Below are 19,118 nucleotides of genomic sequence, written 5' to 3'. Positions count from 1 at the left end.
CAGAATTGAGATAGCTATCGTGATAATAAAGATTATCTCAATAGAAGAGCAAAGTTTTCCACACCCCACCACTGTCCGCTGCCGCGCCTGCGGCAGAAAAGGAAATAAAGCTGTGTTGGTTTCTCCGAGGGCTCGAAACCATCAACGAGCAGGACGCTGACGATATTCGGCGACTTCACGGCAAGTGAATAGAGCACAGCGAAGACGAAGACATAGACGCAGTTGTCTATCTCCGCCCATGCAAGCAGAGTCCTCGCTGGCGCAAGTCTGCGGCTCGTGATATCAAGCGCGCCATGATCAAAAAAGAAATGTGGATCGCCTGCATTGGCTGGGGCTCTCTCGTCTGGGACGACACGCGTGAACTTCCTCTCCTGAGCAAGTGGAAGGAGGACGGGCCGATGCTGCCTGTCGAGTTCGCGCGAGAGTCAGGCGGGCGTCGGATCACCCTGGTGATTTGCAACAACACACCGAGGGTGCGGACACTCTGGGCTATAGCTGACGCAGGAGATGTGCCGATGGCGCGCCGGCAACTCGGCTATCGCGAGCATCCCACTGCAAGCACTCAATGGATCGAGGCAGAAATCGGCTACTGGGATAGGCAGAGTCAGAAGTCGCATGGCAGAGAGTCGGCAGCGATAGTCGCCTGGGCGGAGGCGAAAGGACTGGCCGGTGCCGTATGGACAAACCTGCCTTGCGGTCTCGGCAGTCGAGCACAGCGGGGGATCATGCCAACCGGCGAGGCTGTCGTTGCGCACCTACGGGGACTTATTGGGAAAGAGCGCGACGATGCGGAGGAATACGTACGCAATGCTCCGGCGCAGATCGACACGCCCTTTCGAAAGCTGATCGCCGAACAACTCGGATGGGGATGAATGGTTTGTCTTTTGCAGGATCCGCAATCTGCGCCGATTCGCCGGCAGGCCTGTTGGCCCCTCCTCCCGTTTAAGTTGTCCGAGCCTCTCCGTGCTCTGGCGGCGAGTAGCAAAGCCGCGGACGCCAAGAGCGCTCCGAGAGCAACAGCAGAAGAGCAGCTTCAACTTCTTGTTTTTCGACCTTAAATAAGGTATAAAAACCGGAAGTTGCGCCACGCGCAGAAAGAGCCAATCCTATGCAGATCCATGTCGAAAACCATGATGTTGAAACCCGCCTAGCGCAGCTCGGTCTTGAAGAGGACCAGCTTGCCCAGATCGTGAAGCGCGGCTACGTGGCGTTCGCGTCGTGCACCCTGAACGATCCCCCGCTCTATCCGGGCTTCACCGCTTGGGCGACCATGGTGCGCGCCCTCCGCGAGTACCTGCTACCCGAAGGATGGGAACGGTGCGATGACAACAACTATTCGCTGGTGATCAACCCGGTAGGGACACTGGCGATCGCCGTGGCGACCGGCGACGGCGCAACAGGCTGCAAAGATGCCCAACCGACCACCAGGTCCTCCAAAGGCCCGAGCACGGCCGAGGCGGTGACATCGAACCAGTTGCAGCTTGACCTCGGCTTTCCGCCGGTCGAAGTGGCAGTGTCGTCGAACGAGGCGACGTCCGAAGAGCAGCGGATGACCTGGATTCTGCTGGTCCACCGCGCACTGGGCGAGGTGCGGTGCGAGTTGTCCCTGCCAACCTCGATGGGGGAGGATGGCCGTGTCGATGGCTGGCGGGAGCGAATCATCCTCGGAGCAATCCCGACCGATCTCGATCCGTTGGAGGTCACTCCGCCCTCGCCGCCGGACCAGCCGGATATCGATGTCGACGTTAAGCGTCGAGCATGATTGCGAGCACGTTATTCAACCCGTCCCGTCTGACCCTGGCTCGCAAACGGCGCGGGCTGACAATGACCAAGGTGGCCTCGGCGATCGGGGTCGAGCCCCGCTCGATTTCGGCCTACGAGAAGGGTGAGTTCGGCCCAGACGACGATCGCCTGGCCAAGTTGTCCGAGGTTCTTGGCTTCCCCAAGAGGTTCTTCTTTGGCGACGACCTCGACGAGCCGACGCCGGACATTGCCAGCTTCCGCGCCCTGTCGAAGATGAGTGCTGGACAGCGCGACACCGCCCTGGGGGCCGGGGCCATCGCGCTCATGCTGAATGGCTGGATCGAAGCGCGCTTCGAGCTGCCAGCGCCGGACCTGCCTGACCTCAGCCGCGAGGATGATCCTGAGGCTGCGGCGATGGCGTTGCGCCAGCAATGGGCACTCGGTGAGTTGCCAGTTAAGAACATGGTGCATCTGCTCGAGTCGAAAGGCGTCCGCGTGTTCTCGCTCTCAGTCGATGCCGCCGAGGTCGACGCGTTTTCGATGTGGCGGCAGAGAACGCCTTTCGTGTTCCTGAATACGAAAAAGTCCGCCGAGCACAGTCGCTTCGATGCCGCGCACGAACTAGGACATCTGGTCTTGCACCGCCACGGCTCGCCGCAGGGCCGCGAGGCGGAGCGTCAGGCCAACGCATTCGCCTCGGCGTTCTTGATGCCGCGCGCAAGCGTCCTGGCCTATGCGCCGCGCATGGCCACGATCGATCACCTGGTGAAGCTGAAGAAATACTGGAGCGTCTCGGTCGCGGCACTTACGTACCGCCTGCATACAGTCGGCGCGCTGAGTGACTGGCACTATCAGTCGCTCTACATCGATCTGTCGTCGCGCGGTTATCGCAAGAACGAACCCGACGAGGGACAGCGGGAGTCCTCGCAGATCTTGCAGAAAGTCTTCTCAGCGCTGCGAGACGAGAGCATTTCCAAGGGTGACATCGCCAGCGAGCTATGCGTCCCGGTCGAGGAACTGGATCAACTTGTGTTCGGACTCGCGCTCACGGGGCTCACCGGTGGAGGAGCCGGCAAGACCAGAACAGGTAAACCGCCGCAACTTCGTGTAGTGAGTTCTCAGGTGGACATCCAAAACTGACCAAGAAGGAAATCGATGTCGTGCCACACATAGATGACTAGGCGACGAAAAAGGAGGACACAGCACGCGGGCACTGTCGCCAATACACAGAGGGCCGCGATCGACCGCGCCTGTGAACAAGCAAAGCGCGACCATGTCGAGATGGTGAATCACCGTAAAGACGGAAAGATCCTCGACAGCGACAGTTACTGCAACGATCCCAATCCGCCGAGGAATACGAGGAACTAACCGCCGACGCGGTCCGCTGCGAATCTTTAAGAAATTGGCTCGAGAAGCCCAACGGAAGGAGGAGCGATGCCGCTCGAGAAAGCTCGCATCTATCAAAACGTCGTAATGAAGCTGTCCGTCCTGCGCTTCATGGTCAAGAGCCTGAGCAAAAGGGGCAAGACCGATCTCAACCGGGACTGCGAGTCGTTCTTCGCCACCGTGTTGAACCTTGTCTATGGCTACGCTCTCAAGAACGTCAACGAAGAATCGCTGAACGAGGCAGCAATCGACCTTGCCGACGAAGGCCGCAAGCTCTGTGTCCAAGTAACTGCCACGTCGGACTCCGGGAAGATCAAGAAGACGATCGAGACCTTCAACAAGCACAAGCTCTATGAGAAATATCAAGAACTGAGATTTCTGATGCTTGTGGACAAGAAGAAATACACAACGGCGTTTGAGACCAACGACCATTTCACGTTTGACCACAAGGCGCACGTTCATGACATCGACGATGTGCTTGCGAAGGCAGAGAGCTTGGATCTGGAACAGATGAAGGCTCTCAGTGATTTCATTGACAAGCAATTGCCAAGCGTCTCACACGCGCTCGAGCCCGATAGCCTGCTGGCCAGCGCAGAGCAAAATGATGGCAAGCCGCCCAAAACGGCCGCACGCTACCTGCGCGAGACGATAGGAAATGAAGAAGAACGCGAGTGGGCGGAAGACTTTGGGTCTTTGCTTGAGCTGCACAAGCAATTGATGGCACTGTCGAGAAATCAGCGCGAAGTCATTTCATACATGTTTGAACATGGAGGAGGAAGCCAGTTTGGCTATCGCATCGCAATTTCAATTCAAACGCTGCAGCAGCGACTGAAGATCGATGCGAATGAAATGCACGACTACTACCGCTCCTTGAACAACGCGAACCTAGTAGACGTCGACGACGAAGATCGTCCCCAAAAATTTGAACTTACTCACAGGCTCCGTGGCAGCCGGAATGATGCTTTCTGGATGCTCAAAGACTTCTTGACTGCCGACGAAGCCAAGCGCCTGATCGTGGACTGCGACTTCAGCGTACTTGACTGAAGCCTAGAGCTTGGCCTCGGCAACCAACTCAGTAACGGTTACTCCGATCCCCTTGGCAATACCAACGATTGCCATGACCCCAGGGTTTTGAGCGCCTCGTTCGATGCTGCTCATATAAGCGCGATCCAAGTCACTGCGATGCGCCAAGTCCTCCTGCGACAGCCCACGAGCCTTCCGCATCGATCTGATCGCAGCTCCTAACGCAACAAGCGCAGGATCTCGCGCATGTTTCGGAGACGGGGCTGGCATGGACAAAATGGTCCCGCCATGAGTACGATCCAACCACGGACGATCTTACACATTTAGGCATTCATGCTGCAGGTCGATGAGCGTTTCGAAATTCCAGACCCCACCCGCATGGGATGCGAAGGGCCGTACACGCGACGCTTTCATTGGGTCGAACACTATTTCGATGCGCCTCTTTGGTATGTCGAGGTGCTGCCACCCTCCGCAAAAGCACCGGTGCAGTACTGGCGTCGATTCCTAGTCACCCGCGCAGCTGATGCCGCAGCGCTCTTGAACCATCGGCACTGGGAGAGCACGCGCCTGCACGTACTGCTACCCACGTACATGATCCGAGGCAGTGATCCCGAGTTCTCGCGCTGCTTGGCGCTGTGGCAATGCCACCCACTTCCTGGCCAAGACCCGTCTCAGCCCCTTTGGCTATTTGAATCCGAGCATGGAACCTACGTCGAGCCAACGAGTGGCTTGGATGTCACGGAGGTCAGTCGCTTTCGATTGCACTGGCGAGATGCGCGGGATGCAAAACCGCAAATGCGCGACCAGCCATTTGATAAAAAAACTCAAGACTGATCCGCATTGGCAGCCAGAACTTAATAGTCAATTCAAAATAAAACCGAATTGACAACTCAACTCCTCGACTAACCCGGGGTCTTCAGCGGACCTTAAAAATAGGTCATCTTTTTTGATTGACTTTTCAAAAACAAGGCCTAGGATTCGGGCAAATTTTCTAAAAACAACCCGCATCTATCAGCAACGGACAGCCTCCATGTCGTTCAACGTTCATGACTTTCTATGGACCAACTACGGGCCGATCATGGATGCAAAGGCCATCTGTAAGGTACTGCACTACCCAACTGTGACCGCATTGAAGACGGCGCGCAGTCGAGGAAGTCTGCCGTTCTCGCCAGTCACCATCGAGCACAGGCGCGGCGTCTTTGCGATGACAAGTGAAATTGCAGAGCTTTTGGAGCGTATCGAGCGGGAAAGAAAGCTGACCGCTGTTTCTGAAAAGCGGGATACGGAAGACAACGCGATCTGAAAAAATCAATCGAGGAGCTGCCATGAAATAGAAAACGCCATCTAACCACGAGGGCTAGACGGCGTTAGTCCGTCGTTTTACTGACGGAGCCTGTTGGAGGGCATCTTCAGTATCTCATTCGGCTAACCATCAAGTCAAGCCTGAAGTCAATTCGGCAAACGTTCTCATGCGTTCGCCGCGGTTTCTTTCGCTGTTTGATTTATGGAGGTCGCATGACGACATCTCTAGGGGACCGCTTTGCCCAAATGGTGGGACGCAGTCCGTCTTTTCGCCCCCGTCGCGTGGTCACGCGAAACGGTTATCGGGTGCGCGGCATTTTCTCGTCCACTCGATTCAATCGCCCTATGCACTGGGAGTCCGGCCTCCAGTGGGACCTGCTGTATCGGCTCGAAGCGTCTTGGCTGGTCATCGACGCCTGCACCCGCCCCACCACAGTGGACGTCGTGCTCGAAGATGGCGCGAGGCTGGGATACACCCCTCATGTTCTTGCGCAGAGACGAGACGGGCAACTTATCTGCTTAGAGTGCATTCCGTCGAAGCAGTTGACGGACGCGTCCATTGCGACACGCCTTACCGCCATTCGGCGGCGGTTGACGGACGTAGGCGTGACGCTCCTGGTCGTCACTGAAGCGCAGCTAGATCTTCCCATTGCTCAGCGCAATGCACGACTGATCGCCCAAGCGTTGCGAACCATACGCACGAGCGAGAGCGACGCCGAGGATTGCCGCCGGCTTGCCATGACCAAGTGCAGGCCGACGACCTTCTCCGATCTCCAATCGCTTCTGAGCTGCGAATCAGCCCTCCGCATGCTCGCGCTCGGTCGCGTCTACGCCGACATGTATCGGCCGCTGAACGCAGCCACCCCATTGACATACGCCCTTGAGGAGCGCTTCGATGCAGCTGACTTCGTTTACCCCCAATAAGCAGTTCAGGTTGTTCCTCAAGGTCGTCACAGTCCGCTCGATCATCGACGCCGATCGCGTGATGCTGAGCGACGAGGACGGCAATGTACGACCATGGGAGATTGCAACCCTTCACATCCACTATCGCAGCGGGAACCTAAAAGGCATTAAGAGCGAAAGGCCTGAGGCGCGAGAGCACAAGGTCACAGTGGCGATTCGCTTGGCGGATGACGTGAGCGAGGTAGCCAAGCGGCAAGGTTATGCCCGACAACAGTACCTCGAGGCAATCGAGCGCGAGGGACTCAGCATGCGCGCGCGCAGTGAACCGTTGGACGCGGTGCTGGAGGCAGTACGGCGACGACTCGGTCAACCGCGCGCGCCCTCCGTCTCGACCTTGAAGCGCTGGCGTGCTCAAGTCAGATCGCAAGGCGATGATCCCGCTGCGTTCATGCCTTACTTCGAACGTCGTGGAGGGCCCGGCAAACAGCGCATGTCGCCTGAGGTGAAGCAAGCGCTCAATGCCGTGCTAGATAATTTCTATCTGACCACAGAGCGCTACTCGATCAAGCTGGCTTATCAAGTCTTCGAGGGAGGATTGCTAGAGAAAAACAAGTGGCGTCCGAAAGATCAGCTGCTGAGAATCCCCTCTTACTCTACCTTCTTGCGCTGTCTCCGGCGGCGCCCCGGTTTCGAAGTTACTGCCGCTCGACTAGGTGCAAAACACGCGCTATCCACCTTTCGCTCTGTCGCGAAGAACACCGAGATTTACGGGCTCAACGAATGCTGGGAGATCGATCACACAATGCTCGATCTCTTTGTCGTCGACGAGGTCTCGGGACTGGTGCTAGGTCGCCCGCGACTCACGATGATCATCGATCACTTCAGCCGTGCGATCATGGGATTCGATGTGGGTTTCAGCGGCGCCTCCTCGCAAGCAGCGCTGGATTGCCTGAGACACGCAATCCTTCCAAAGACCTACCTGCGCAAAGACTATCCAGAGGTGCAAGGCGATTGGCCTTGCCATGGCATCCCGATGGTCTTGAAGTGTGACAACGGCCCGGAATTTCACTCGCACTCGTTCAGGCAAGCGTGCTTCGAACTCGGCATCGACTTGCAATACTGCCCTGTCAAGGAGCCCAGGTACAAGGCGCGCATTGAGCGACTCTTTCGGACGTTCAACGAATCAGCGTTGACCGGTCTTCCGGGTGCAACAGGGTCGCATTTTTATCAGCGCACGAAAGATTCTGACCCCGCCGCAGAGGCCTTGATCGACTTGCGCGAACTGCGAAAGCGTCTGCACTGCTGGGTGGTCGACTTCTACATGACCCGCGGCCACAGGGGGCTGGAATGAGCCCCCACGAACTGTGGCGCAGCGCGTTGGCGGTAACAGCCATCCGGCTTCCTCTGGATCCGGATGAATTGGACGTGGTCTGCTCAGACTCAGTTACCTGCACTCTGACGACCCGGGGGATCGAATTAGATAACTGCATCTTCAACAGCGATCACCTACAGGCCATTCTCCGTCAAGCGCCAAGAAGCTCCAACTCGAACGCGGTGAGCATACGGGTTCAGGTACGAATGAATCGCTCACTCATGGCATCCATCTGGGTGATGAACCCTCAGTCCAAGGAACGCCTTCAAGTTCCAAATATAGACCCTGTCAAGGCCACACTGAGCGCCTACCAGATAAAGGTGGCCTACGGCCTGCAGCGCAGGACACGCGAGCAGGGGCAAAAAATCACGATCTCACAAGCGATACAGAGAGCGCGCGACTCGGCACGCGACCTCGCCAACGCCACCACACAAAGCGCCCGACGTCGTGCGCTGCGCTTGATGGGCCTGAGCGTTGAGGAGCCAGTCGTCAAAGCCAAGGCGCATCTTCCAACCACTGTCCAACCGCAGACCTCACGGAAACGAAAGGTCGACGCCAAGCATGGGCTAGCTGAGCCGATTGAACAAGCTTCGGGAGGCTCACCCGCCGGTGATGAGACTCCGTCTTTCCCGACGGTGGTGCGCGCACCGCACGTCGCAACGAGAGCCCGCCCATGATCTGCATCGAAACCCCTGTCTTCCAGGACGCCATGGCGCGCCTAGCTGAATGTCACGCCGACAGTGGTGTCGATGACGATCCCCAAAGCATGAAGTTGCTCGGAGTGTCTGGAGTTGGCAAGTCGTTTCTCTTCAAGGAGTATTGCCTGCGCCATCCGCCTGTGTTCGAAGACGAAGTAACGCGCATCCCTGTGGTCCACGTACAGATCCCTTCGAAACCGACTCGAAAAGGCATCTTCGCCGCCTTCTTGAGAGCTCTTCAAGTCCAACCTGGCTTGGGGGTCGCAGACAGACTTCGCGATCGCGTGGAAACGCTCTACAGGGCGTGCAGCGTTGAATTTGTATGCATCGACGAGATCCAGCATCTGATAGATCGAGGACGCGCCGACACGTTTGCCTCCGCGGCAGATGCGTTGAAAGAAATGCTCGACCTGCTGAAGATCCCTGTCGTGTATGGAGGTGCGCCGAGGGCGCAGATTCTCTTCGCGCACAACGGACAGTTGCGCTCTCGTGTTCCCGAGACGCTCAGACTCCACCCGTTCAACCTCGAGAGCGGTTTCGTACAGCTTCGTGGCTTTCTCTACGAGTTGGCGATCGGCATGAGTGAGGCAAATCGCAAATGGATCGCGAGCATCGATGTCGCTACGCGAATGTTCTACGCCACAGATGGCATTCATCGGACGATCGCATTCATGGTCAAGCGGATGAGAGGCCTTGCCGACACAGGGAACTCTCTGGACTTCATCACGCTTGAGAAGATGTTTGAGCGCCTCTACTGGAGCGGGGTCCCCGCGGAACTCAATCCGTTTCACAAATCTTTCGCAATGCGCCGGCTGAATCGATTCGGCGAGCTTCACGCGCCGACCTATCTGGACGGCGACAACCATGAGAGCGACGCGTTTCATGGCGAGGCCTAGCAAGATCTCGAGCCCTCACCGACGAGAAGCATCGACCTTCGGCGACTTTCCGGTGATTCTCATACGTACTCGCCCCATCGGCACGACATGTCCCGATCAGCGAGCCTGCGAATCGCTTACATCCTGGCTGTTTCGTTTGCAGAAGGCGAACGCAGTGGCTAGAGGCGCGATCAGCGCTGCTGCTGGACTTTGGCCCAGTACGCTCATCGATGCGCCCTTGGATCCGGGACGCGCTTTGCGTGCATGGAGCAAGGTGAGCGGTCGGAGCGTGGCTGAAATCGCTCCCATGCTGCTTTTCTTTGACGACAGGCAAATATCGGGAAAAGGGCACTGCATTGTCATGCGGGACTGGGCGCTTCCAGGAAAAGGTAGTGCCGGCCTGTTTTATCGGACGCGCCACGTCGTATGCCCGGCTTGCCTTTTGGAGGACGAATCCCCCTACTGGAGACGAAGCTGGCGGCTGTGCACAACCGTCAACTGTGAAGTGCATCACTGCGCGATGATCGAGAACTGCCCAAGCTGCGGCAGTACATTCGTCGCTCCGGGACGCCGTCTTTTGCCCCTGACCCATTGCGGCGATTGCGGGTTCGATATCCGTGACAGCGCGCCTCAGGAGGCTTCGTCCGATAACAACCTGGTGACTAGAGTTCTCCACGACATCTACCGTCGGCCAGCCTGGAGAGACCAGCTCCGACACCCGTGGCCTTGTCTCGCAACCCGCCGATTTCTAAATTTGGCTTGCTCGGCAGCCCCCACGGTCGACTCGATAGAGGCCCTCGCGAGGCAGCGGTCGCAAGCTGGTCTAGAGAATCGCCTTGATTGCTGCTTCCGTGAACGGTTCATTTCGCGGGCGATCGAGGTTCGCAGGCGAGCTGTCTGCCTGGTGGAGGACTTTGCGTTACGACGCCCCACAGACTTTGGACTCTTGACTCACCTAGGAGACGAAGACGATATGGCAAGCTGGCTAGCCAAGTTTCACGCTATCTGCTCGGACGATGGCCTAGGCAACCGAAGCCGAAGCTTCGAAGGCCTCTCCACTTGAGTTCTTCATGCAACAGCAATGCAAAGCGCTGCTTGTGCGCCCCCCACCGATCGCTGGCAAGGCCCCTTTGGAATCGCTTGCTTCGTGGCTGTTCCGGCTCGCCAGAGCCAATGGCTTTACGAGCTATGGCGAGCTCTTTCAGAACGGCGGTATTGGGCTTTCATCGCATGCGCTCGTTGACCTGAATCCCGACCGCTGGAATCTGCTCTCTTCATTGGAGCAACTCAGCGGCATCCCTGTCGAGCAGCTTCGCGCGCATTCACTCGACGGGGCGCTTACAGCGATGACCGGGATGTCATGCAGTATCGCTTGGCGATGGCTGATGGCAAGCGGTGGTCAGGGATGCAGGCACTCGATCTGCGCGATTTGCTTGGTAGAGGATGCGACCCCATACTGGCGTAGCACTTGGCGTCTCTCCGTGAGCGCGGTCTGCCCGGTGCACATGCGGCTTCTTGTCGATGCTTGTAGCGCTTGCGGAAGCGAGCTGATTCTCTCAGGCAAAAGAACAATCTCCTTGAAGATGTGCGAGCATTGCGGCAGCCCCTTGCTGGACAGGCCAGCCGCAGCGACCGTGCAACGAATTTCCAAATGGCGAAGGCCGAATCCACAAGACACACCGCGACACTTATTGCCCGTCCGCGTGCTGCACAGCAAACTCTGGTGGGACGGCGTGCGCGTGCTGTTGAATGTGCTCAGTCGCCCTCGACTCGCATCCAAGCTGCAAGGCTACCTGCCTCGATCATTCGCTGGGGCGCTGACTTGTGTCGCATCGGGCCCAAGGTCTGAGTTTGATCGTCAGCCTCCAGAGATACGCCATCAAATGCTGGAGCTTGTGAATTGGCTCACCAGACACTGGCCGAGTCGTTTCATTGCAACGATGAACGCCGCGCACATCACGTGCGGTGAATACGCCACGGTGGAGATTCCCGTGCCGTACTGGCTCTGGGCCGTCTGCAAAGAGCATCTTGAGCGCAAACGCTACCGGATGACGCAGGCCGAAGTGTCGAGCGTTGAGGCGCTGCTGAGTGAGATCAATCACACGCCTTCTAAGATAGCTATCAAGCGCATGTTGGGAGTGACCGAGGCAAAGGCCTTGGATGTGATCCACCCCGTGATGACACGCCGTCTATCAGACACGGAAATGCTCGCAGTCGTCAAGCTTCTGGATAGCGACCTTGAGGCCGCCCCAATCGCGAGAGAGCATCGATCCAGCCTCTTGCGTGACGCATGCAGCATTGCTGCCGCAGCTTGGCTCGGAATATCGCTCAAGGCAGTCTCGGCGCTGCCCCTTGAAGAGGGCTACGGCTTGCTGCAGGAGTGGCGCAAAGCGGCCATTGCCAACGACGCTCGCGGGCAACTTGCTCGAAGCTATGTTGCCTGGATGCAGCGATATCTGAGTGGCACTCGTGTGCGTTTCCAGCGCTATGACTTATCACAGCGCGCGCTTTTTCTCTCGCGCTTCGGGGTCCCTACACAAGGATTCGGTCTGGCCGCACGGTTTGCGGACCTTCTGCGGCGCAGCAATGTCTCCGAGTGGTCTTTGGGCTCGCGCTTGCTGTCAGCCGGGCTGGAACAAGCAACGGCTCGATCAGGCACACGTCGGCCAAAGAAATAGCGTCGACTCTTATGCCTTAAGACACTGAAAACTGTCAGACATCCATGATCAGAACAGCGACAAATGTCCGGCAGGCACGATGATGCCCGTCGCATTAAGGGCCTTGACCGGATAGATCAGCAGCAAAACGTTGTACGTGGTGTCAAAGGCTTCGCCTAGACACTCATGTTTGTCGCCATTCTTGTCGCCATAGATCAATGTCGTGGGCTTGATCATCTTGCGTCCAATCGGCAGGAGTGAGAACAGGGCGTGCTTGCTGTCGATGAGTTGATCTGTGGGGCGCCCAAATCGCTCTTCAAAACTCGGCGATGTTTCGATCCGCCGCACGACTGCAGAGGCCGATCGCCCGGGAGCAAATTGTATGGGCTCGAGCACGTAGACCAGGCAAGGGCGATGGTTCGTCCTCGCAAACTCGCGCAGCGAGGCATAGTTGGACGCCCCAAACTTTTTCGCAAGATTGATCGGCGACTTTATGCCCAGAGGCATGTCTGCCGCGAGTTTTCCAAAGGTGGCTCCCTGAAACAGCGCATACCGGGCGAAATTGTTCGCTTCGCGTTCAAACTGATCCGCGATTTCAGGCGCCAAAGACTTTTCGCAGTCCTGGAAGAACGTGAAGATCTTTCGATGTGCCGGCAGTTCGTGATGTCCAGTCTCATGGAGCTTCAGGAATTGCTGCTTGCTCAGACCTACGGATTCGTCGATATGAATGATCTGTTCATTTGCATCGTAGAGCCCGAGGATCTTTGAGAGCGCCGTCTTGACCGCAAACAATGCATTGGCAGTCTTCTGCTTTGCAAATGCGAGCAGGCGCTCGGGATCGAAAAGGCCCTTGGAAGCGACACGCAGCTTGGCCGCGGAAACGATGTCTTCCACGGGCGTCGGGAAGCGTCCCCAGGCAGCCGCCTTGTCCAGCGATTGCCGGGCACGCTCCTCGACGGCCCGCAGTTCGGCGGGTTTCAAGCTGCTGTCGTCCTCTTTCATGGCGGTTTTTCCATCCTTAGAAATTTCAGGTATTTCATGAGTTCGGCTTCTTCTTCGGGTGTCAGGTTGTGCTCTGCGAACGTCGCAACTCGTCCGTGGCGCTGCGTCGCCTTGCGTGCAGCAGAAGGGGCTAAATAGCCCGCAAGTTCCATGAGCTGGATGTAGTCGATTGCATAGATTTCCGAGAGGGTGTTCAGTACGTTGGGACTCGGCTGAACGATTTTTCCTGTTTCAAGTTGGCTGAGGTAGGCATTCGATACCTCCTTGCCGCTGGCTTCTTCCACCTGCCGCAGCGACATCTTTCGGTCTTGGCGGATGGACGCCAGGTACTGGCCCAGTGTTGGCTTCACAGTCTCCTCTGCAAATGCCGACAGCGGCGAACGGGCATCGTCCGTCGCCCGACACCTCCAGTCTAGTCGGACTGCTAATTTTTTCAAGCATGCAAGGCCGCTGCTTGACATACTTAGCACGCCATGAGACATTAGCACCACATCGCGAGACCCCCTCGCGGCAAGAAAGGATGGAGCCTATGGCCAAGGACTTTGAAGATGGTGTGGAAGATGTGCTGCAGGCGCTCAGCGCCGGACGCGAAGTTCGCGGGCACGGCCCCTACGGTGTGCTCATTGGTGACGAGCGCCTGGAATTCCGCCCGGCAGTAATCGCCGACCCAGTGCCCACTGGGCGCCAGGTTCTCCAAGCAGCGGGCGTCCGCGATACCCTGGAACACCTGCTATTCCTCGTGTCGCAAGGCGGACTGTTGCAGGAACTCGGCCCAGGCCAGACGGTCGACCTGCGCAGCGCCGGCATCGAGCGTTTCCTAGTCTTCCGCAACGATCGCTCGTTCCGCCTCGAATTGAACGATCACGTCATCGAATGGGGCGCGACCCGCATTTCGGGGCTGACGCTCAAGAAGCTGGCGGGGGTGGATCTCGCAACCTTCGCGGTCTGGCTCGACACCCGCGGCGGAAAGGATCGCCAGATCGGCGATGCCGAGCTATTCGACCTCTCAGCCCCTGGCGTGGAGCGCTTTTATACGGCTCTGCGCACGATCACCGTCAAGGTGAACACACGACCGCATCAGGTCCATACCGAAACGCTGACGTTTGACCAGGTGGTGAAACTGGCGTTTGCCGATGCCGCCACGAGCGACACCCGCGTCTACACAGTGACGTTCAAACGGGGTCCGGCCAGCAACCCCGAAGGCACGCTGGTCGAAGGTGGCTCGGCCACCATCAAAGATGGGATGCTCTTCAATGTCACATTCACTGATAAGTCGTAGCCCGGATCTCAAGAAACTGCGTGACGAAGGGTACGAGATCGAGGTTCGGGCGGGGCACCTGCTCGTTCACTCCGTCCCGTATGTGAACTCGCGCGGGGAAACGATGGTGGGCACCCTGGTTTCGAGCTTGATACTGAGCGGTGACATCACCGCTCGGCCCGACACCCATGTGGTCCATTTCATCGGTGAGCATCCGTGCAATCTCAACGGCACACAGATCGTGCAGATCAAGAATGCGAGCAACGTGACTGCGCTGACGAACGACATCGTCATCCATCACTCGTTTTCCAACAAGCCGCTCGACGGCTACCGCGACTACCACCACAAGATGACACGCTACATCGAGGTCATCGGTGCACCGGCACGTTCGCGTGATCCGGCAGTCACGGCCCAAACTTTTCGCCCCGTGGCCGCGTGGCCAGACGAGTCTGTATTCCGGTACGTCGACACCGCGTCGAGCCGGGCAGGCATTCAGGCGATCGCAATGCGGCTGGCTCATCGCATCGCGATCATCGGCCTCGGTGGAACGGGCTCCTATCTGCTCGATCTGCTGGCCAAGACGCCAGCAACAGAGATCCACCTGTTCGACGGTGATGTCTTCATGCAGCACAACGCCTTTCGGGCACCAGGAGCACCTTCGCTAGCAGAGTTGGAGAAGAGGACGAGCAAGGTTGACCATTTCACGGCGATCTACTCGAACATGCATGCGCACATCGTGGCGCACAACGGATACCTGGACGAAAAGAACTTACACCAACTACAAGACTTCGACATCGTATTCATCTGCGTGGATAGAGGCAGCGTGCGTCGGATGATCACCGAAGCACTCGTTGCCACTGGCAGATCTTTCATCGACGTCGGCATGGGGGTCGAGCTCACCTCCGAGACGCGTGAACTGCTGGCAGTCTGCCGAGTGACCGCTGTCACTGCGGCCAGGCACGATCACATAGCATCTCGCGTTTCGATGGCCGATCGCGATGAAGAAGATGCCTATGGCCAAAACATTCAGATCGCCGACCTGAACGCCTTGAATGCCGTCCTAGCTGTGATCAAGTGGAAGAAGATGTGCGGCTTCTATGCGGACGAGGAAGGCGAGCATCACTCAACCTATTCAACGAGCATGAACCTCCTGACCAGCGACGAGGTATCTACATGAAGCAATCACGCATGGCGCACATTTTCGTAAACGAAGTCCCAACGGAACTCGCGCCGGGCGTGCTGTACGTCGCGATGGATTGCGCTACCGCCATTCATCGCTGCGCGTGCGGCTGCGGCCAAGAAGTGGTCACGCCCTTTTCGCCAACCGATTGGACGTTGATATTCGACGGCGACACCGTCTCGCTGGATCCATCCGTCGGCAACTGGAGTCTGCCCTGTCGTTCCCACTACTTCATCGATCGCGGCGCAATAGCCTGGGCAGGAAACATGTCGAATGCAGCCATTGAACTTGGCCGCGCTCGCGATCGCAAGAACAAGTCGGCTTACTTCTCCAACGGAAGATCCGCTGCCGGGCAATCTGAGGTATTGAAAGTACTGGCGCCACCAGCGTCGGCCACAAGCACGCCATGCCCTCGGACTGCGCGTGAGTCGCAAGGTAGCGTAGTTTTCTGGAGTGCATTGAAGTCGTGGTGGAAAGACTGAAAAACCGCGGCCGATCAATCGCCGAGATGCAGACGCCATCGTTTCGTGCAGACGTCGGAGCATCAACTAAGAGGAGGAACAATGAAATCTGACAATCCGTGCGAAAGCTCAGCAACAAAACTGACGCTCAAGGAAATGGTCGATCTTGGTGGCAGCTTTGTGCGATGGGGGTCCCTCGCCACAGGCGGGCTTTGCCTGCTGCTTTACAGCAATGAGATTGGGCAATTTCCCGAAGGCCTGAATCTCGGTGAGGGCTTGGCCTTCTACCTCGTCTGTGCCGGCTTCTGGATCGCGTACTCGCTCTACGTACTGATATTGACCGCGCTGGGATCGCTGATCATGGTCTTGCCTGCACGCGCCGCGTACCGCGCCTTTCGGCGACGACGCGCATTGAGCAAGACGCATCGAAACAGTGTTGACTTACCCATTGATTTCTCGCCGATGTACGACCTTCCATGCGTCGGACTTGCTCTCGTTGGGCTCTTAGTACTGGTCATTCATGCGGCAACCGATCTCACGCGCGCCGCGCTCTTCCTGGCACTCGCCATCCTAGAAGGCGTGCTGGTCGCCACGTTTCTTCTTGTGCGTCGCCGTCATGTTCATCTGTCGGCTGGACTGCTCGTTCATTCTGACACTCAGGAAGACATCAAACGCAAACGTTCTGCGACCGCCCTGGCGCAGCAGGTCGCAATCGGGTTCATCGTTCTTGCTCCGTTAGCAGTGGGCCCAGAGCGTTTTGGCTTGGTCGAAACAGCATTCAAGACCGCGCAGTTGCGCAAGGACAATGCCGTCATCCATGTGAAGAAGCCATGGTCAGTGCGAGTCGCCTCTTCCAAACTGGTCCCAGGCAAGAGTTTCTTGGGGGACGAGTACGAGGAATTTCGCGGGGTGAAGGTTCTGCTGCGTTCCGTCGGTGAAAAGGTGGTGATCGAGTTGCCCAATGCAGGTGGCGCGGCAGCCAAGCTACCGATACCTGCCGATTCCATCTTTGTGGAATGACGTGCTTCCTACCCCTTAACCCGGCGGATCGAACCTTCCGATCTCTCGCCAGCCGCTGTCTGTTCTTCAAGCACCGTGCGCACGCCCCCTTTCGGCAGCAACGGCGGTAGTCCAGCCGCTGCTCGCAATGCGTTGAGCTCTTCATGGACTTTGATCTGCACCGAGTTGCACTCATCGCGGTAGCCATCCTCAAACATCAGATGCGCTAGGGCTGGTCGCGCATCGAATGTACTTGCCACGTACTCCAGCCAGGACTCATGGCCAACGGGAGGCTGGTTCTGGTGGGGCGGGTAGTAGAGCGAGGTCGCCTCCACTGCATCCACTGTCGATGAAGCAGGAGGATTGACCAACGAATTCTTTGGCCCCACAGGCAGTTCCTTAGGGTGCTCAACCTCCGTGGCCTGCAAAAGGGAGGCCTCCGCCATTGGTCCGCTCGAAAATCGCTCAGCCTCACGGAAGCGGCTGCTTCCCCGAACCGCGGATGCCTGCATCAATTCCGCTGGCGGCCGACCGTCCCGGACAATAGTGTGGAGAAGTTCTCGAACGACATCGAACTCGGTAAGCCCAGCCTTTGACAAGATGGAGCGCGCCTGGAGCAAGAGACTCTCGTCCACATGGATTGAAAAGGTAGGACTGTCGTTCATCATAGCCTCACGATTCGAAGTGAGCTGAAACTAATGAGGCCGCTCAGAACTCCGAGGATTTCGGCCTACAGAGAGGTCAGCGAAGCTTTCTGCAGACCAAGAGAGACCTTTATCCATTGTCCTGTCATAGAAAGAAGGCTTGCATAACTTTGCAGCACAGCACCCACGTCAGGCGAGTTATTGTACTGCTAGGCAAACTTTGAATACCACCATACCAGGGTCTTACACTTTCGAATTCTCGATCAAGACCGGTTGCCTTTGGTGCATTTTCATTAATTTTGATGGCACTGTTCCTGACGCAGCCGATTCATGCTTTATTTGGCAAAACAATGAATAAGTTCTTTCATGTAGATATATCCCAACAGCTGCGTCCTGGCATGTCCATTGCGCTGGGACGTGAAAGAATATCCGAATTTGGAAGAAAGTGCTGGAAACACTTCAAGTGCATCGGATTACACGAAATTCCCACCTTGAATTCTTTACCATCCTCTGTCTCGCTGCTTGACTCGTTCGCCTACAGGGAACTGTATCTTGAAATATTCAGAACAGGCCATCCTGAAGTCATCAACCTCAAAACCGTATCCCGTCTAAATGCTTTTTTTGCGGTTCAGTCGATAAAGGATGCTCAAAGATATATCGAGCGAAGCAATTTTTCAAAAAATCTTCCAATTTATGAAATTCACACCTGCGATGCCGGCTACAAAGTCGACTCGACATGGTTGGATCAACAATTCCCGAGAGACCTCAAAGCGTTTAACTATTACTATAAAGAATATTGGAAGCGCTCCACAATTGAAAGCGATCCGCATCTATCACATCATGAAAAACGGGGCTCATTGATTGAGGTGCTTATTGCCTCTGATGTAGTCATTGGTGAGTTGGTGTCGCGTCATTCGATTTAAGGATGCCACATCGACAACGCATGATGCCGCTCTTGGACTAGTTCACAAGCATCCATGACTTTGAGCAGTTCGCTCGTTTTCTGGTTTTCGAGTTCGAATAGTGACTTCGCGGCAGCGTCTGTACAAAATTTGATCTGATCACGGGAAATCGCAATAACTATGCATCACTGATTTGTTCACCGTTTCATAGTTGGCGCATAAGTCTTTGATTTATATAGCAGGGAACAGCCAGTATTTTTGAATCCCCACATCTCGCGCTACCAGGGAAAGCTCAGCGGCCCGCTGCTCGACCGCATCGACCTGCACATCGAAGTGCCGCCGGTCTCGGCCCAACTGCTGCTCGAAGCGCCTGCGGGCGAATCGACCGACAGCATCCGCGAACGCGTCGTCGCCGCGCGCGAGCGCGCGATGCAGCGCCAGGGCCACGCCAACCAGTCGCTGCACGGCGCGGCCATCGACCGCCACGCGGCCCTCGACGACACGGCCCGCGCATTCATGTTCAACGCCGCCGCCAAGCTCGGATGGTCCGCGCGCAGCACGCACCGGGCGCTGAAGGTGGCGCGCACGATTGCGGATCTGGCAGGGTCGGAGGCGGTGCAGGTCGGACACCTGGCGGAGGCGGTGCAGTACCGAAGGGCGCTGCGCGGGGCTGCCTAGAAGTAGAAGAAGAAAAAGAAGAAGAGCTTCTCGAC

At 57.1% G+C, this 19,118-nt stretch carries 22 protein-coding genes and 1 pseudogene; 19 read left to right on the top strand and 4 right to left on the bottom strand.

Annotated features, from left to right (window positions below; genetic code table 11):
* The first annotated feature begins 293 nt into the window (after positions 1-293).
* The 5 genes from G369_RS38830 (at position 294) to G369_RS37275 (ending at position 4,173) form a co-directional block, all read left to right on the top strand.
* On the top strand, positions 294-872 hold the full coding sequence (locus G369_RS38830; RefSeq protein WP_157773831.1) for a hypothetical protein: 579 nt from the start codon (positions 294-296) through the stop codon (positions 870-872).
* Between the two features lie 236 nt (positions 873-1,108).
* Positions 1,109-1,762, top strand: a complete 654-nt coding sequence (locus G369_RS0130960) for a hypothetical protein (RefSeq protein WP_019657960.1) — start codon at positions 1,109-1,111, stop codon at positions 1,760-1,762.
* Entirely contained in the window at positions 1,759-2,883 is a 1,125-nt protein-coding gene (locus G369_RS0130955) for a helix-turn-helix domain-containing protein (protein ID WP_019657959.1), read from the top strand. Before G369_RS0130960 ends, G369_RS0130955 begins: the two co-directional genes overlap by 4 nt.
* Before the next feature lie 33 nt (positions 2,884-2,916).
* Entirely contained in the window at positions 2,917-3,111 is a 195-nt protein-coding gene (locus G369_RS39860) for a DUF2188 domain-containing protein (protein WP_157773830.1), read from the top strand.
* Between the two features lie 66 nt (positions 3,112-3,177).
* A complete protein-coding gene (locus tag G369_RS37275; protein ID WP_019657958.1) occupies positions 3,178-4,173 on the top strand; it encodes an SMEK domain-containing protein in 996 nt (331 codons plus the stop codon).
* 3 nt (positions 4,174-4,176) lie between these two features.
* Here the strand turns inward: G369_RS37275 and G369_RS37870 are convergent, their stop codons facing one another.
* A complete protein-coding gene (locus G369_RS37870) occupies positions 4,177-4,422 on the bottom strand; it encodes a helix-turn-helix domain-containing protein (RefSeq protein ID WP_019657957.1) in 246 nt (81 codons plus the stop codon).
* A gap of 63 nt (positions 4,423-4,485) precedes the next feature.
* Between G369_RS37870 and G369_RS38825 the strand changes: the two genes are divergently transcribed.
* The 8 genes from G369_RS38825 to G369_RS37860 all read left to right on the top strand — a co-directional run bounded on the left by G369_RS38825 (position 4,486) and on the right by G369_RS37860 (position 11,980).
* Positions 4,486-4,986, top strand: coding sequence for a hypothetical protein (locus G369_RS38825; RefSeq protein ID WP_157773829.1), 501 nt, complete (start codon positions 4,486-4,488; stop codon positions 4,984-4,986).
* A gap of 196 nt (positions 4,987-5,182) precedes the next feature.
* Positions 5,183-5,455, top strand: a complete 273-nt coding sequence (locus G369_RS38820; protein ID WP_019657956.1) for a hypothetical protein — start codon at positions 5,183-5,185, stop codon at positions 5,453-5,455.
* Positions 5,456-5,667: 212 nt separating this feature from the next.
* Complete coding sequence (locus tag G369_RS0130940) at positions 5,668-6,378, top strand: hypothetical protein (protein WP_157773828.1); 711 nt, start codon at positions 5,668-5,670, stop codon at positions 6,376-6,378.
* Positions 6,350-7,708 (top strand): TnsB C-terminal domain-containing protein, encoded by a 1,359-nt coding sequence (locus G369_RS0130935; RefSeq protein WP_019657954.1) that lies wholly within the window; start codon positions 6,350-6,352, stop codon positions 7,706-7,708. The genes G369_RS0130940 and G369_RS0130935 overlap by 29 nt, the downstream gene beginning before the upstream one ends.
* A gap of 242 nt (positions 7,709-7,950) precedes the next feature.
* Positions 7,951-8,406, top strand: a complete 456-nt coding sequence (locus tag G369_RS38815; RefSeq protein WP_157773827.1) for a hypothetical protein — start codon at positions 7,951-7,953, stop codon at positions 8,404-8,406.
* Complete coding sequence (locus G369_RS0130930; protein WP_020723384.1) at positions 8,403-9,323, top strand: TniB family NTP-binding protein; 921 nt, start codon at positions 8,403-8,405, stop codon at positions 9,321-9,323. Before G369_RS38815 ends, G369_RS0130930 begins: the two co-directional genes overlap by 4 nt.
* Positions 9,292-10,365: a TniQ family protein gene (locus G369_RS39855; protein WP_080647945.1), complete on the top strand. Its 1,074-nt coding sequence runs from the start codon at positions 9,292-9,294 to the stop codon at positions 10,363-10,365. Before G369_RS0130930 ends, G369_RS39855 begins: the two co-directional genes overlap by 32 nt.
* A 7-nt stretch (positions 10,366-10,372) precedes the next feature.
* Positions 10,373-11,980 carry a TniQ family protein gene (locus G369_RS37860; protein WP_080647944.1) on the top strand — a complete coding sequence of 536 codons (1,608 nt, stop codon included), beginning with the start codon at positions 10,373-10,375 and terminating at the stop codon, positions 11,978-11,980.
* A 48-nt stretch (positions 11,981-12,028) separates the two neighbouring features.
* Here the strand turns inward: G369_RS37860 and G369_RS0130915 are convergent, their stop codons facing one another.
* Both G369_RS0130915 and G369_RS37855 read right to left on the bottom strand, forming a co-directional pair.
* Positions 12,029-12,961, bottom strand: a complete 933-nt coding sequence (locus G369_RS0130915) for an ImmA/IrrE family metallo-endopeptidase (protein ID WP_019657950.1) — start codon at positions 12,959-12,961, stop codon at positions 12,029-12,031.
* Positions 12,958-13,422 (bottom strand): helix-turn-helix domain-containing protein, encoded by a 465-nt coding sequence (locus G369_RS37855; protein WP_080647943.1) that lies wholly within the window; start codon positions 13,420-13,422, stop codon positions 12,958-12,960. Before G369_RS37855 ends, G369_RS0130915 begins: the two co-directional genes overlap by 4 nt.
* A 68-nt stretch (positions 13,423-13,490) precedes the next feature.
* Here G369_RS37855 and G369_RS0130910 point away from each other — a divergent pair, with 68 nt between their 5' ends.
* From G369_RS0130910 to G369_RS0130900, 4 genes are all read left to right on the top strand, one after another.
* Positions 13,491-14,240 carry a multiubiquitin domain-containing protein gene (locus tag G369_RS0130910; RefSeq protein WP_026346781.1) on the top strand — a complete coding sequence of 250 codons (750 nt, stop codon included), beginning with the start codon at positions 13,491-13,493 and terminating at the stop codon, positions 14,238-14,240.
* On the top strand, positions 14,215-15,396 hold the full coding sequence (locus G369_RS0130905) for a ThiF family adenylyltransferase (RefSeq protein WP_026346780.1): 1,182 nt from the start codon (positions 14,215-14,217) through the stop codon (positions 15,394-15,396). Before G369_RS0130910 ends, G369_RS0130905 begins: the two co-directional genes overlap by 26 nt.
* On the top strand, positions 15,393-15,881 hold the full coding sequence (locus G369_RS38810) for a ubiquitination-like system serine protease family protein (protein ID WP_080647942.1): 489 nt from the start codon (positions 15,393-15,395) through the stop codon (positions 15,879-15,881). The genes G369_RS0130905 and G369_RS38810 overlap by 4 nt, the downstream gene beginning before the upstream one ends.
* An 81-nt stretch (positions 15,882-15,962) precedes the next feature.
* Positions 15,963-16,880: a hypothetical protein gene (locus G369_RS0130900; protein WP_157773825.1), complete on the top strand. Its 918-nt coding sequence runs from the start codon at positions 15,963-15,965 to the stop codon at positions 16,878-16,880.
* A gap of 8 nt (positions 16,881-16,888) precedes the next feature.
* Here G369_RS0130900 and G369_RS38805 read toward each other — a convergent pair whose 3' ends face one another.
* Positions 16,889-17,524 (bottom strand): hypothetical protein, encoded by a 636-nt coding sequence (locus tag G369_RS38805; protein WP_157773824.1) that lies wholly within the window; start codon positions 17,522-17,524, stop codon positions 16,889-16,891.
* Between the two features lie 281 nt (positions 17,525-17,805).
* Here G369_RS38805 and G369_RS38800 point away from each other — a divergent pair, with 281 nt between their 5' ends.
* Together G369_RS38800 and G369_RS0130895 are read left to right on the top strand one after the other, a co-directional pair.
* The gene (locus G369_RS38800) at positions 17,806-18,426 is read left to right on the top strand and encodes a hypothetical protein (protein WP_157773823.1); all 621 of its coding nucleotides are present in this window, start codon (positions 17,806-17,808) and stop codon (positions 18,424-18,426) included.
* Between the two features lie 249 nt (positions 18,427-18,675).
* A pseudogene (locus tag G369_RS0130895) lies at positions 18,676-19,083 on the top strand (magnesium chelatase subunit ChlI family protein); the annotation flags it as partial.
* Positions 19,084-19,118 lie beyond the last annotated feature (35 nt).

This window comes from Variovorax atrisoli 110B, from assembly GCF_000382045.1.
In the GTDB taxonomy this organism is placed as follows: domain Bacteria; phylum Pseudomonadota; class Gammaproteobacteria; order Burkholderiales; family Burkholderiaceae_C; genus Variovorax; species Variovorax atrisoli.
This window is presented reverse-complemented; position numbering and strand designations above follow the sequence as displayed.